We start from the raw sequence: 13,546 nt of genomic DNA, 5'->3' as shown, positions 1-13,546 counted from the left end.
AAGAAGTCGGGGATCTGGGTATTTGATTACTCACTCATTTTTAACCAACCAAATACTTCTTCTACTGTTAAATTTAATTCAACTCCCGTCAAGATAATTAAATCATCTTTTGCATATTTTAATTCTGGTTCTTTTTGAGGTTGAAACATCAAAATTGATCTATCATCTGGATCAATTAACCATCCAAGTTGACAACCATATTTAATACAATGTAAAATATTGCCAGTCACTCTATTAGAACTTTGTTCTGGAGACAAAATTTCTATAGTCCAATCTGGTGCGATCACAACATCATCTACTGGTTCACCATTATCATCAAAGGCGATATTTTCCCAGCGAATAATGGCTATATCTGGAATAATTGATCTACCTGCAAATGTACACCTTAACTCTGGGAAAGCATAAGCAATTTTATTTGGTTCTGTGACTTGATTTACGGTATTAATGATTTTACTTTGAAGTCGAGAATGGCGAGTTTTTGGCATGGGTTTTTGAATAATTTCGCCGTTGATATACTCACTTGGTGGTTTAGTTTCTGGTAATTTGAGAAACTGTTCTAGTGTTAGTGATAAAGATTTGGTGACAGTCATAATTATGTAAAATTCCTATAATTTTGCAAATCATTTTCTGTAATTTGATCTGCTGGGACAAGTTTATAATGCTTCTCCTGGACTATTTTTACTTCACCTTCATATATTGAAAGTTCAAACATAGTAATAAGTCCATTGTTCATAAATTGTGCTGATATCGAACGACAAACTAAGCTAGAGAATTTATCAAAACAATAACTAATATCTTGTTTGGTTTGTACCACAGAAAGTTGATCACTTCCTGCTTTTGCTTGAACAGGTATGATAAACTGCATACCATTGTTATTCACACCAACATAAACCTCATCTATTTCTATTTGTCCAATACCCTTAACATTAGTTCTGAGGTGATTTTGTAAAGAGTATGCTGTAATGCTCAGAAATATATCTATTAAACGATTATATCGGATTTTAGTTAAAAGAGCTTGTTCATCACCTGACATATATTGATTAATAATTTCAGGTGTTGCATCCGGTATTTTAATTGGTATTAAATTTTGATTGGGAATAATCCGATTAATCTTTACCAGTCGAAAGCAATAGTTACCAGTACCATTTAATTCAATAATCCATTCTAACCCTTCGGGAGCAGTATCTGTAATTACTTTAGGTAGTGGTTTTCTAAATCTAAAAGAATAGAGAATATCTCCTAAATTTTTAGCTGATTGAATACCTAACTCTTGAGCAATTTCAGGTAGTTCATTCCGATTAAATTCAAAATATTCCAATCCACTTGTGTAATAACGTTGGAAAATTCCGATAATAACCGAGTTATATAAACCTTCTTTCATGGTACTTATTCCTTGGTAAAAAACATCGTTGAGTGATAATCATTTTTTTCTTGTTCTAGGTTCTATAACATGAGGGTTCACTCCAAAATATTTAGCTGCATCTGACATATCAAGTGTTAATAAACTAAGTTCATCTAAAATTTTAACACTTGTGGGTTGTTCAACTTCCACATTCAAAACCTTAATAATTTCCGCTGCTACTGCTTGCGCTAAAAGTGGAGGAACAGAATTACCAATTTGTCTAAAACCATGCCATTTTGTGGGATGAAATCTAAACCAGTCAGGAAAGGAGTGTAAACGCGCAGCTTCCCTAACAGTGATACATCTTGGTGTAAATGGATGTATAGGACGAGGAGAGGTAAAAGCACCTTTATTACTAGCTGTTCCTGCTCTTAATGTATTACATAAACCGTCAGGATCGAGTTTATAAAAACGGCTAATTGGTTCATTTTTACCATGAGGAGTTGACGCAAATCTTTCTTCAGATGCAGGACTATGTTTTGTTCTTAAACTCGATGTTAAAATGTGATGATCAAATTTACGGGAGTAGGAATAATTATTATTAGCAATGCACAGATTACGCATTTTCATCCCGTATTTACTGGGTTTACCAAATTCAGCTAAAACCCAATCTTGTTGTAATAATTCTGGGTAATTTTCAATTGTTGGTAAATCTTGTAATGCTTCCCACACCGTAGGGGTTGCAGGTAGTTTAACAGCTTTTTTTGAGTTAGTATTTAATTTAGCTGGATGGGTGATTTTATCAGGATAATTTGGTAATTCTAAATCTCGACGACAACCTAGTAAAAACAATCTTTCTCGATTTTGCGGTACTCCATAATTAGCAGCATTTAAAACTTGATAATTATGATTTACTTTATAACCGTTATTTTCAAAAGTATCAATAATTTCGGCAATAAATTCTTTGTGTTTACCTACTGTCATTCCTTTAACATTTTCCATGACAAAATATTTAGGTTGTAATTCTAAAACCAACCTAATAAAATGAAACACTAAAGAATTTCTGGGGTCATCAAAAGACCGTTTACCAATTAATGAAAACCCTTGACACGGTGGACCACCAAAAACAACATCAATTTCTTGATTTTCAATTTCGCTACTATTTCTAATTTCTAATCCTGTGGTATCTTCTACACTTTTACATAACACCTTCCAAAAAGGAAAATTAAATTGATGAATTGCACAATGTATAGGGTCTAATTCTACAGCAGCAAGGACATCAAAACCAGCTTGTTCAAAACCCAGGGTCATTCCTCCTGCACCTGCAAACAAATCAACTGCTATGGGTCTTTTTTTCATCATTGATTAGTTATTGTTTATCAATATAACATTATAAATTGTAAGGGTTGAGTAGTGCTAAACCCCTACAGACTTATTTTTTCTATTTAATTAGAGAATAGGGAATAGGGAACAATATAATAAATCTTATCACCAATTACCAATTACCAATTACCAATTACCAATCACCGCATTTCTAAAATTTCCTTAGCAGCGCGATCGCACACTCCCAAATCTCCCAGACATTGCCGCATTTCTTGATAATCTAATAAAGTTCTTTCCCGCTTTTCAGTATTTAATAATAATTCCATTCCTGCTTGAGTAATATTCTCTACTGTTGCTTGTTCCTGTAAAAATTCTGGAACAATTTCCCGCATCACAACTAAATTTACAGGTGAAGCAAAGGGAATTGAACCTTTAAGAATTTTCCGCGCAACCCAAGCAGTAAAAGGACTAAGACTGTAAACTACTACCTGGGGAACATTAGCTAAAGCTAACTCTAAATTTGCTGTTCCAGATTTAGTAATTGCCAAATCTACAGCAGCAAAAATTTCCTGTTGTTTACCAGATAATATTGTTGCTTTTAAACCATAATTTTGAATAGATTTTTCAATTTTATCTCTAAATTTTTCCAAAGATAAAGGAATAAAAAACCGCGCTGTTGGTAACTTAGATTGAATATTTTGAGCAGCTTGAAAAATGACAGGTAATAAATATTTTAATTCTTGGCTACGAGAAGCAGGTAAAAGAGCGATCGCTATTTCTCCCTCTTTAATTCCTAACATCTCCCGTGCAGTTTCCCGACTCGGTGCATTAGCCATTTTATCAACTAAAGGATGACCCACCCAATTAACTTTAGCCCCTTTTTCTTGATAATAACGAGCTTCTTCTGGGAAAATTGCTAATAGTTTATCTGTAAAACTAACAATTTTTTTAGTTCTCTCCAAACTCATCGACCACACCCATTCTTGAGGCGCGATGTAATACACCACAGGAACATCGGGAAAATGTTCATTCATATAACTACCAATCCCGATATTAGGAGTCATATAATCAATCAAAACTATGATATCAGGGGGATTTTTTTGTAAATAGGCGATCGCCCTTTTTTGTACCTGAATAGTAGGAATAAAATACGGCAAAGCTTCAATTATACCCATCGAACCAATACCGCTAGTATCCCCTAAAATTGTCGCCCCTGCTGCGGCCATCTTCTCACCACCCAAGGCCACAATGTCTAAATTTAACCCCAAAGCTTGAGCTTGATTTTGTAGCGCCGTAATTAATAACGCCCCTTGTAAATCGCCAGAAACTTCCCCAGTGCTGATAAATATCCGCATTTGAATTTTAGATTTTAGAGTTTAGATTTTAGATTTTAGAGTTTAGATTTTAGATTTTAGATTTATAAGCAATTAGCTTTTCCAGGTTAAGCCAAAAATCATCCCAATTATAATCTACTGTTTTACCAAATATTCTGACTCCTGACTCCTGACTGGGAATTTTAGATTTTAGATTTTAGATTTTAGATTAAAAAATTTGATACAGGTCTGAGTCCTTCAAAACGGAGAAATACTCGCTGCGCTGTGTACGCTTCGCTAACGTCAATCCAAAATCCAAAATCTTCAATCCAAAATCGAGTGACTTCTGTTCTAGATATGATTCATCATTCATCACTCGCGGTACTCTTTCCCTTTCCAGGAATTAAACCGCGTCTTCCTGGCATTTGCGACAATAGCAGAAAACGGCGGAGATGTTGCAACTGTGCGGTATCTCCCAACAATTCCAACTCTGCCAAAGCCTCTTTAAACAGCAAATCAGAACGGTAGAGAATGCGAAAAGCTTTTTTCAGCAATTGGAAATCTTTAGCGGGCATTCCTGAGCGTTTTAACCCCACCAAATTGAGCGATCGCACCCGTGATGGATTGCCCTCAACCAACATATAAGGAGGAACATCTCGATCAATGCGAGTCATCCCACCAATCATAGACATACCACCGATATGTACAAACTGATGAACACCTAAAACCCCGCTTAATCTGGCTCTTGACTCGATGTGAACATGACCCGCTAAAGCCACAGAATTAGCAATAACCACCGAGTCCTCAATCACGCAATTATGTCCAACATGAACATAAGCCATCAGTAAATTCCCGTTACCGATGATCGTCGCCTCACCCCGGCCAGTAGCGCGGTTAATAGTTACATACTCACGAATAGCATTATTATCACCAATTTTTACCCAAGTAGGTTCTCCCACATACTTGAGATCCTGGGGTTCCATACCAATAACAGCACCGGGAAAAATATGATTTCCCGCCCCGATTTCACAAAGACCATCTAAAACTGCATGAGCGCCAATTACAGTTTCCGGTCCGACTTTGACATTCGCTCCAATCACAGCATAAGCACCGACTTGCACCGTTGAGTGGAGTTCCGCATCAGGATGTATTACAGCAGTTGGATGAATAAGTGTCTTCAAGGGTGACTCTCCAGAACTGAGTTCATTGAAAAAAAAGTGTCGGGCAAAATAAGTTATGTGTGTTATGTGTGAGGATAACGAATTTTGGATTTTAGATTTTAGATTTTGGATTGAAGATAGCTATCTAAAAATAACAAAAGGGTACAAGTACCTAAATTTATTATTGAAACAAATCTTAAACCTTAAATCCAAAATTGTCTGATCAAAGTCCAGCCAACAGTAAATACGCTTGTGATTTTTCGTGTTTACAGTTATTCTTACTTATAATTGACTTAGGGCAGTTTACGGCTATGCCCCAAATCTAAAAAGCCAAATTCAGCTTAGTTGTAGCTAAACTTAGCTAAACTTAGCTAACCAAAGAAAACATTAGCTCCCCTTCAGCAGCCAGTTGTCCATCAACTTCGGCTCGTCCTTGCATTTTACCAAAACGACGCTGCTTAATAGACAACAGTTCCACTGTCATAATTAACTGATCACCAGGTACGACTTGGCGACGGAAACGGACTTTATCAATACCCACAAACACAAACAGTCCTTTTGGTATATCAGGCATTTGGGTCATAATAACCCCTCCAACCTGCGCCATCGCTTCTACAATGAGTACACCAGGCATCAATGAGCGTCCGGGGAAATGACCTTGGAACTGAGGTTCATTAAAGGTAACGTTTTTTACACCCACAGCCAATTTTCCAGGAACATAGTCAATAATTTTATCGACAAGCAAAAAAGGATAACGGTGCGGTAGCAGTTGCTGAATCTCTTCCACCGTGAAGGTTGTTTTAATTGCCGGTGTATTGGTTTCCTGATGTTCTCCTTCAGATGTAGTCACTTGAGTAGAATTAGCTTGGGTGAGAGTTGACATTGGTACTATATTTTATAAGAATCTGGAAATTAAGTAGGCTAGAAAATAGCGTACAATCTTAAATTTTAGTTAATTTTTAGCCAAATTCCTCAGCAAAATTCTAAAATCTTCTTTGCCAACTGAATATGGAGATTGTGACTAGCTTTGTAAGCCAAGAAGTGAGCAACAGGAAATTTACCTAATAAGCTAATATCTCCCACTAAATCCAAGATTTTATGACGTACTGGCTCATTTGCAAATCTTAACGGTGGATTTAGCCAACCATCAGCACCACAAACAAGAGCATTATCCAAGCTGCCACCTTTGATCAATCCTGATTTTTGCAGATATTCAATTTGATGTAATAACCCAAAAGTACGAGCCGGTGCAATTTCTGTCACAAAGGAATTTTCCGTATTTTCTAGATTACTAGATAATGAGAAACTGTACCATTGATTACCAATTGCAGGTACATCAAAATCAATCCCATAGCTAAAACGGGTTTCTGGTGCGGGAAAAGCGCAGACAAAAGTATCACCTTGATGAACCGAAATAGGTTCTTTGATAACTATAGGCGCTGATTCATCACCAACAGACTGTGATACCAAACCCACAGCAGCAATACTATCAGTCCAAATTTGAGCAGAACCATCTAACAGCGGTACTTCTGGTCCATCAATTTCAATCCGCGCACTATCCACACCCATAGCGGACAAAGACGCTAACAAATGCTCTACCGTGCGAACATAAATCTCATCTGTCCCCAACTGAGTCGAGAGAACAGTTTGATTAACTGTTGCAATTTTAGCAGGAATTATCGGCGAATTGGGCAAATCCACCCGCACAAAATAGCGATCGCTTCCCGGTTCTCCTGGTAGTATCCGCACCCTGGTATTTACACCGCTATGCAGTCCCACACCTTTGTGGATAATTTCCCCAGCTAATGTGTGTTGGTGCATAGCCTAAAAACCAATATATGATTTTGCTTTTTGTTACTCATTTGTTCTGTATGTAGTAAACACCCTGAAAGTAGAAGTCAGGAGTCAGGAGGTAAATATTTATCCCCAGTCACCAGTCACCAGTCACCTCTTAAAACCTTTCCCCAATCCCAAAGTTGATGCGGCTATCACCATCATCACTTAAACCATAATCTATGCGAATAGGTCCAAGTGGAGACTGTACACGCACACCTAAACCATAACCGTAGCCGCTACCATTTTTGTTAAGAATTTCTGCTGCTCTGGTACTACTTCCCAAATCACTACCATAATCAAAAAATAGTGCGCCACTGACTACAGAGAAGACAGGAAAACGATATTCAACAGATGCTTGTACATAACTACGTCCAGTGGCTAATCTACCTTCATCGTAACCACGCACAGAATTACTACCGCCAAGGGTAAAAGCTTCGTAGGGGGGTAAGTCTCCGAGAATTGTACCACCTTGAAGGTTAAACGCCAGAGTTTGTGGACCTTTGCCAAAACTCAAAAAGTTCACAGGCAAATATTGGCTGTAGTTACCCCTAACTCTGGTCAGGAAAATATTACCTGAGCCTATGGGTACAGATTGATCAACTCCGACACGGAGATAAGAACCGTTGGTAGGTTGTAAGGGATTATTACGGCGATCGCGTTGTGCGCCCAGTTGTAATAGTAGTAAATCGTCTTCACCTGTTCCCGATTGGGTTAGGGGAATCCTATCGCTAATTGGTTGACCATTATCATTAAATCTTGCCCCTTCTCTTCTCACATTACCATCAGCATCACGGCTAGAAACTCGTTGATACTGCAACCCAGCTGAAGCCACCCACTCTGACTTTTCATAAGGATTAGGAGAAAGAGGACGAGTAAAAGAAACGCCACCACCTAAACGGGTAATCCGGGGACGATCTTGATCATTTGTATTAGTGGGATTATTGGGGTTATAGGTTTCAATGTTGTCATCCTTACCTTCAAAAATCAGAGAAATTGAACGACGACGGAAAATATTAGCTGTATAAGAAGTGCGGTAAGGATCACCCGCAATCCACGGATCTGTCAACCGCAGATCAAACAGCAGTTCTCTTTCACCTAGCTGCACTTCTGCCCCTAGTTTCTGGTTTCTACCTCCCAGGTTTTGCTGTTGATAGCTAATTGTACCAAATAATCCACTGGCAGAACTAATACCAGCACCAGCAGCTATTGAACCACTGCTGCGTTCAGCTACATTCACCACTACATCAACTTTACTGGGGTCTGTACCAGGGTCAAGGGACACATTCACATCTTCAAACAATCCCAGCCCAAATACTCTTTGTAAGTCTTTTTGGACTGTATTACGGTTAAATACTTGACCAGACTTTAATTCTAATTCCCGTTTAATTACATATTCTTTTGTGCGTCCCCGAATGGGTTCTCCTTTTTCGTCTACTTCCTGTCCTTCTTTATTACGGAAGCGAACTTTGACATCTTCTACTACCCCTTCTGCTACTTGTAGGGTGACAACTCCGGTTTCTGAGACTTTTGGCGCTCCAATGAGGTTGGCCAGTACATAACCTCTGTCTTGATACTCTTTGGTTAACTGTTTAATTCCTTCTTGCAAGTCACGCAAGTTGAGGATTCTACCATACTGTTCACTGAAGATTTTATCTACTGTGTTAGTTGGGAGTACAGAAGGAACATCAGTTCCAGGGTTAGCTTCGACTTCTACTTTACTCAGGACAGGATTAGGATCAACCACGAAACTCACCCTTACACCCACAGGTGTATCTTCTGGTACGGCTCGCACGTTAGAGAAGAAACCTGTGGCAAATATAGCATTAATATCTTCTTGTAATTGGGAACGGGTGGTTGTTTGTCCTGGTTGGGTACGAATCACTCGGTAAACTTGGTTTTCTAGTTCTGGTGAGATTGCTCCATCTGGTGATGTTACTGCTACTTCTGACACTAGTACACGGAGTTCCGTTGTTTCTGAATTACTAGGGAAAGTCGGTTGTGCTGTGGGTGGCTCGGCATTTTCCTGGGTAGAATTGGTATCAGGATTTACTTCTGGCTCTAGAACTTGTGCTGTTTTTGCTGGTGTTGTTGCCGTTGATCTAATTACTTCTGATTTTGCTTTCTGTTCTGAGTTGCGAGATGATGCAGCTTTGAGAATTTGAGCCGTTTTTGAGGGTGTTGTTGCCGTTGTTATGATTACTTCTGGTGTTGCTATTGATGCTGAGTTAGCCGTTGGTGAGACTTTGACAGCAGGTGTCGATGAGTCAGATTCGGGTTTTATAACTACTGCCTTTGCCAAGACGGGAGTTTCTTGATTTGCGCTAACATCATTTTGACCAGTTTCCTGTGGTAGTGGCTGGTTGGTTTCTACCGTGGCAACCTCTGTTACTTGCTGGGTTTTATCAGGAGTTTGTGCAGTCGCACTGAGTGAGTTGTCAACAGGGACAGCGATGGCTACAACTGCCAGAAATACAGGAGATAAATGCTTTTTACTCATATTCCTCTTCACTACCACACACAATTAAGTCATTCGTCATTCGTCATGAGTCACTGGTCATTAGTCATTAGTCATATCAGAAAAATGACTATGTACACACAGTTAATTTTTGCTCTCTACTACTTGTAATACCCTTTGTAAAACCTCCTGGTAGGCATTTTCTACATTTCCTAAATCCCTACGAAACCGATCTTTATCCATTACTCGACGGTTAGGATCATTTTCTGTCATATCCCATAAACGACAGGTATCAGGACTTATTTCATCGGCCAACAACAACTGCTGTTGTGAGTCCAAACCAAATTCGAGTTTAAAATCTACTAGGGTTATGCCGCACTTTTGCCAAAAGCTTTTGAGAAAGTCATTGATTTGTAATGCCAGATGGGCAATACTGTCAACTTGTTCCTCAGTTGCTAATTGCAGGAGCAGTAAGCGATCGCGTGTGAGGAGAGGATCTCCCAATTGGTCATCTTTGTAATAAAAATCTACCAAAGGCTGTTCCAGAATTGTACCTAGTGGCAATCCTGTTTGTTGACAAAGACTACCAGCAGCTATATTTCTGACCACAACTTCCAATGGCACAATCTTAACTGCTTTCACCAGCATTTGATTGGGCGCTGGACAATCAATATAATGTGTCTTGATGCCATGCGCTGCCAACTGTTCAAACAACTTGCTGGAAATGGTGCAGTTTATGCTACCTTTTCCCTGGATGCTACCCCGCTTTTGAGCATTAAACGCAGTTGCATCATCTTTAAAATCAGCCAACAAGACTTCAGGCTCGTCTGTGGTGTAGAGAATTTTGGCTTTGCCTTCGTATAGTTTGGTATTAACAGACATGGTGGTAGATACATTTGCAGGGCAATGGTTTCCAGCTTAACCATTTTATCAGCCGAACGCTACACAAGGGCTGGCTTTCCTGTCCATACCGCAAGATTTATAACATGAATATGTGTACTTCATTCACTCGCAACGTGATGTAACTGGTAACCCATAACCTATAACTTATAAGAAAATGGGCTGAAAACCCTTGAGGTTGAGTTTTGGAGGGTAGCGGAAAAACTTAACCGTCCTTGAGGCAAGGGATGAAAGCATAAGGAGGCGTTTACGCCTCAGTCACCTGTGCTATAATCATTCTCACAGGAACGGTAATCAACCTGTATAAAAACCTAACTGCCTAACGGCAATCTGTACCTTGACAACTAAATCTATCGGGTTCTACTTCGTAGTTCTAGTGCCTCCTGGAAGTAGGTAAAAAATTTACAGGTGCTAGACTTGTGTTGAGCGCAGTCGAAACACGACACAGAATTTAAACTCAAACAAAATTTGGAGTAATCCAACTAGGGAAGGGCATTCCCTAAGTTAACGCTTGGGGAGAGAACCACCTCGCTTGTTAGACACCGCAAGGGATCTAATCTAAGTGGACTCGTTGAACCAAGAATCTCCTCGCCTTTAGGCAGGAGAGTGTCAAAAAATGACCCTACCCCCCTATTCCCCTAATTTAGATGTTAAACTGGTCAACTCTGCATAAAAGTTTTATGTTTTTTTTAAAATTTTTGTAATTTTTTGTGAACAAATTCTTTAAAAATTATAGAAAAATATATATTAATTCTTTATCAGCTAATTTAGTTTGTTGAATTTAATTAAAACCCATTTTTTGCAAATTAGGAATAAGATGAAATAATTGAGAAAAATAGGAGAAGTAGTAAAACATTCATCCAAGAAATTGCAATTAATCTTTACAAAAGATATATAAAGATATAGAACGGGTGTTCGCTCGTGAATGGCTTTGGTCACTTTGACATAAACTTTTTTTGACAGCCTGATGCTTAATAACTTACAACTTGATTATTTTGTCAAAGTTGAAATTGACCAATCGCTGCAACACTTTTCCATAATCACGGTTTAATCTTAAGCGTTCTCCTGACTTAATAAATTAGAAATAAGATTGCCTATTACCGCTTTGCGGAAATCACGCATTCAAAAGTCCAAAAGCTGATGGGGTAGGTTTTTGCCTATTTTAAATAGTAGCTTTATTTACGCCGTGTTGTACTAGTGGTTTTACTATAAACAAGAAAATCAGGAGGAGAATTCAATACATGGAGAAAAATATAGTGAGCAAAGATGATTTTCTCTATCCTCGTGGTCGCTACTACGGTCATGTCCAGCCTGAAAACTTAGTTTTCAACGCAAATTTACAGGAATTTGCCCAGCGAGTTAGTTATATTTGTAACTTAGAAACAGGTGGTAAACTTCCACCAGAGGAAGCTTACGAACAAATCAAGGCTTTGTGGAAACAATTAAAACGATCAAAAAAACAACTTAGGATAGGTGAAGAACCCTTTCAAAATAACGATGCTGATGATAGTTGATAGGGAAAGAAGGGAACAGTGAACAGTGAATAGGGAACAGAGAACAGGTAAAGAATTTTCTCCCCATCTTCCCAGTCACCAGTCACCATTCCCTACTTTGTAACCATTGTCCAAACACCATCCCAAGAATTTGGAGGTGGTGTTTTTTGGTAATTGTAGGCACGTTCCAGGTGGATAGATAGGGTTTGCTGAAAAAGTTATCTGTGAAGGCTAGGTGACAGGTGACAGGTGACAGTTTCAAGAGTTGGATAGGGGAACTACGATTGTTTCCGTCCTGAAGGACGAGGCTTGTACCAAATTTTTTCATCTAAAATCTAAAATCCAAAATCCAAAATTGCATCACCAATCACCTTTTTGTAATAATCTTGTAATTGTCGTGTAGCAGCAGACCATCCCCATTTTTCTGCTTCCTGACGAGCATTTTCACGGATAATATTTATTTCATGTTGTTGTTGTAACAACTTTATAGTAACATCAATTGCCTCTTGAATGTCCGCTTTAGGGTCAAAAAGATAACCATTTACACCATCTGTCACAATATCAGGAATACCACCAGAACGGGCTGCTACTACTGGACATCCGGCGGCCATTGCTTCTAATAATACTAATCCTAGTGTCTCTGTCCGAGAAGGAAAAATAAACACATCTGCACTAGCAAAGGCAGAACCTAATTCTTTACCCATCAGATAACCAACAAAATGGGTATTTGTACCAGCAAAATGTTTCTCTAAATTTTGTCGGTTTGGTCCATCTCCAACCAAGGCTAAACGAGCATCAGGAATGGCTTCTAAAATCGGTTTAATGCGTTCAATTTCCTTTTCTGCCGAAAGACGACCTACATACAACAATAAGGGGCTTTTTGGATGACCTTGGGATAAGTGCGATCGCATTTCCACACTTGCTAAATCAGGATGAAATAATTCTGTATCTACTCCTCGTTGCCACAAATCTAATCTTTCTATGCCATGTGCTGCCAATTCCTCGACCATTGCTGTGGAGGTACACAAATTTAATGCAGCTTGATTATGAGCGCCTTTGAGTAATTCCCAAAGTAAACCTTCTAACATTCCCAAACCGTAATGTTGCAGATATTGAGGTAAGTGGGTATGGTAAGAAGCCACCAGGGGAATTTTCAGAACCTTACTATAAAAAATACCTGATAATCCCAGAACGGCGGGATTAACAACATGAATAATATCCGGCTGAAACTGTTCTAAAGCGTGACCGATAGCAGGACGAGGCAGTGCTAATTTTAACTCTGGATACAAAGGCAGTGGAAACCCCGTCACACCGTAAACTTTCGCTCCTTTGTGTTCTGTGATGCCACCTTCTGGGCAAAATACCATAACTTGATTTCCGTCCCGTTGCAGATGATCAACGGTGTGACGAAGACGGGTGACAATACCATCAACCTTGGGTAAAAAAGTTTCAGTGAATAGGGCAATTTTCATAAGAAAGGAGATCAAGGAGTCAGGAGGCAGGGGGCAGGAGGCAGGGGGCAGGAGGCAGGGGGCAGGAGGCAGGGGGCAGGAGGCAGGCGGCCGGAGGTAGTGGCCAGGAGCTATTGGAACCTGACCTCTTGTCTCTTACCTCTGTCCCCTAGCTCCCATCACTATCCCCCCATCACCTTCCATCTGTCTCCATTCACCTACAGCCCGTTACCCACTGATCTGTGACACTAGACATCGCAACATCTTCGTGTG

General features: G+C 39.3%; 11 protein-coding genes. 1 reads left to right on the top strand and 10 read right to left on the bottom strand.

Annotated features, from left to right (window positions below):
• Window positions 1-26 precede the first annotated feature (26 nt).
• The 9 genes from FFR48_RS00055 to purC form a co-directional block, all read right to left on the bottom strand.
• Window positions 27-590, bottom strand: coding sequence for a Uma2 family endonuclease (locus tag FFR48_RS00055; RefSeq protein WP_137665961.1), 564 nt, complete (start codon window positions 588-590; stop codon window positions 27-29).
• Window positions 591-592: 2 nt separating this feature from the next.
• Window positions 593-1,381: an endonuclease gene (locus FFR48_RS00050; RefSeq protein WP_137665960.1), complete on the bottom strand. Its 789-nt coding sequence runs from the start codon at window positions 1,379-1,381 to the stop codon at window positions 593-595.
• A 39-nt stretch (window positions 1,382-1,420) separates the two neighbouring features.
• On the bottom strand, window positions 1,421-2,704 hold the full coding sequence (locus tag FFR48_RS00045) for a DNA cytosine methyltransferase (protein WP_137665959.1): 1,284 nt from the start codon (window positions 2,702-2,704) through the stop codon (window positions 1,421-1,423).
• Between the two features lie 161 nt (window positions 2,705-2,865).
• The gene (lpxB, locus tag FFR48_RS00040; RefSeq protein WP_096570427.1) at window positions 2,866-4,020 is read right to left on the bottom strand and encodes a lipid-A-disaccharide synthase; all 1,155 of its coding nucleotides are present in this window, start codon (window positions 4,018-4,020) and stop codon (window positions 2,866-2,868) included.
• A 323-nt stretch (window positions 4,021-4,343) separates the two neighbouring features.
• Window positions 4,344-5,159 (bottom strand): acyl-ACP--UDP-N-acetylglucosamine O-acyltransferase, encoded by an 816-nt coding sequence (gene lpxA, locus FFR48_RS00035; RefSeq protein ID WP_096570429.1) that lies wholly within the window; start codon window positions 5,157-5,159, stop codon window positions 4,344-4,346.
• Between the two features lie 346 nt (window positions 5,160-5,505).
• A complete protein-coding gene (gene fabZ / locus FFR48_RS00030; RefSeq protein ID WP_096570431.1) occupies window positions 5,506-6,021 on the bottom strand; it encodes a 3-hydroxyacyl-ACP dehydratase FabZ in 516 nt (171 codons plus the stop codon).
• 89 nt (window positions 6,022-6,110) lie between these two features.
• On the bottom strand, window positions 6,111-6,959 hold the full coding sequence (gene lpxC / locus FFR48_RS00025; protein ID WP_137665958.1) for a UDP-3-O-acyl-N-acetylglucosamine deacetylase: 849 nt from the start codon (window positions 6,957-6,959) through the stop codon (window positions 6,111-6,113).
• Between the two features lie 130 nt (window positions 6,960-7,089).
• Window positions 7,090-9,471, bottom strand: a complete 2,382-nt coding sequence (locus FFR48_RS00020; protein ID WP_137665957.1) for a BamA/TamA family outer membrane protein — start codon at window positions 9,469-9,471, stop codon at window positions 7,090-7,092.
• 102 nt (window positions 9,472-9,573) lie between these two features.
• Entirely contained in the window at window positions 9,574-10,311 is a 738-nt protein-coding gene (purC, locus tag FFR48_RS00015; protein ID WP_137665956.1) for a phosphoribosylaminoimidazolesuccinocarboxamide synthase, read from the bottom strand.
• Between the two features lie 1,259 nt (window positions 10,312-11,570).
• Between purC and FFR48_RS00010 the strand changes: the two genes are divergently transcribed.
• Entirely contained in the window at window positions 11,571-11,843 is a 273-nt protein-coding gene (locus FFR48_RS00010) for a DUF7219 family protein (RefSeq protein WP_187041193.1), read from the top strand.
• 314 nt (window positions 11,844-12,157) lie between these two features.
• On the opposite strand, the gene FFR48_RS00005 is transcribed toward FFR48_RS00010, so the two are convergent.
• Window positions 12,158-13,294 (bottom strand): glycosyltransferase family 4 protein, encoded by a 1,137-nt coding sequence (locus tag FFR48_RS00005; protein WP_096570439.1) that lies wholly within the window; start codon window positions 13,292-13,294, stop codon window positions 12,158-12,160.
• Window positions 13,295-13,546 lie beyond the last annotated feature (252 nt).

Source organism: Sphaerospermopsis reniformis (genome assembly GCF_005402885.1).
In the GTDB taxonomy this organism is placed as follows: domain Bacteria; phylum Cyanobacteriota; class Cyanobacteriia; order Cyanobacteriales; family Nostocaceae; genus Sphaerospermopsis; species Sphaerospermopsis kisseleviana.
This window is presented reverse-complemented; position numbering and strand designations above follow the sequence as displayed.

Excerpts from the sequence above, each read along its gene's own strand:
- FFR48_RS00055 (WP_137665961.1), bottom strand. The coding sequence starts at position 590 with ATGACTGTCACCAAATCTTTATCACTAACACTAGAACAGTTTCTCAAA.
- FFR48_RS00050 (WP_137665960.1), bottom strand. The coding sequence starts at position 1,381 with ATGAAAGAAGGTTTATATAACTCGGTTATTATCGGAATTTTCCAACGT.
- FFR48_RS00045 (WP_137665959.1), bottom strand. The coding sequence starts at position 2,704 with ATGATGAAAAAAAGACCCATAGCAGTTGATTTGTTTGCAGGTGCAGGA.
- lpxB (WP_096570427.1), bottom strand. The coding sequence starts at position 4,020 with ATGCGGATATTTATCAGCACTGGGGAAGTTTCTGGCGATTTACAAGGG.
- fabZ (WP_096570431.1), bottom strand. The coding sequence starts at position 6,021 with ATGTCAACTCTCACCCAAGCTAATTCTACTCAAGTGACTACATCTGAA.
- lpxC (WP_137665958.1), bottom strand. The coding sequence starts at position 6,959 with ATGCACCAACACACATTAGCTGGGGAAATTATCCACAAAGGTGTGGGA.
- FFR48_RS00020 (WP_137665957.1), bottom strand. The coding sequence starts at position 9,471 with ATGAGTAAAAAGCATTTATCTCCTGTATTTCTGGCAGTTGTAGCCATC.
- purC (WP_137665956.1), bottom strand. The coding sequence starts at position 10,311 with ATGTCTGTTAATACCAAACTATACGAAGGCAAAGCCAAAATTCTCTAC.
- FFR48_RS00010 (WP_187041193.1), top strand. The coding sequence starts at position 11,571 with ATGGAGAAAAATATAGTGAGCAAAGATGATTTTCTCTATCCTCGTGGT.
- FFR48_RS00005 (WP_096570439.1), bottom strand. The coding sequence starts at position 13,294 with ATGAAAATTGCCCTATTCACTGAAACTTTTTTACCCAAGGTTGATGGT.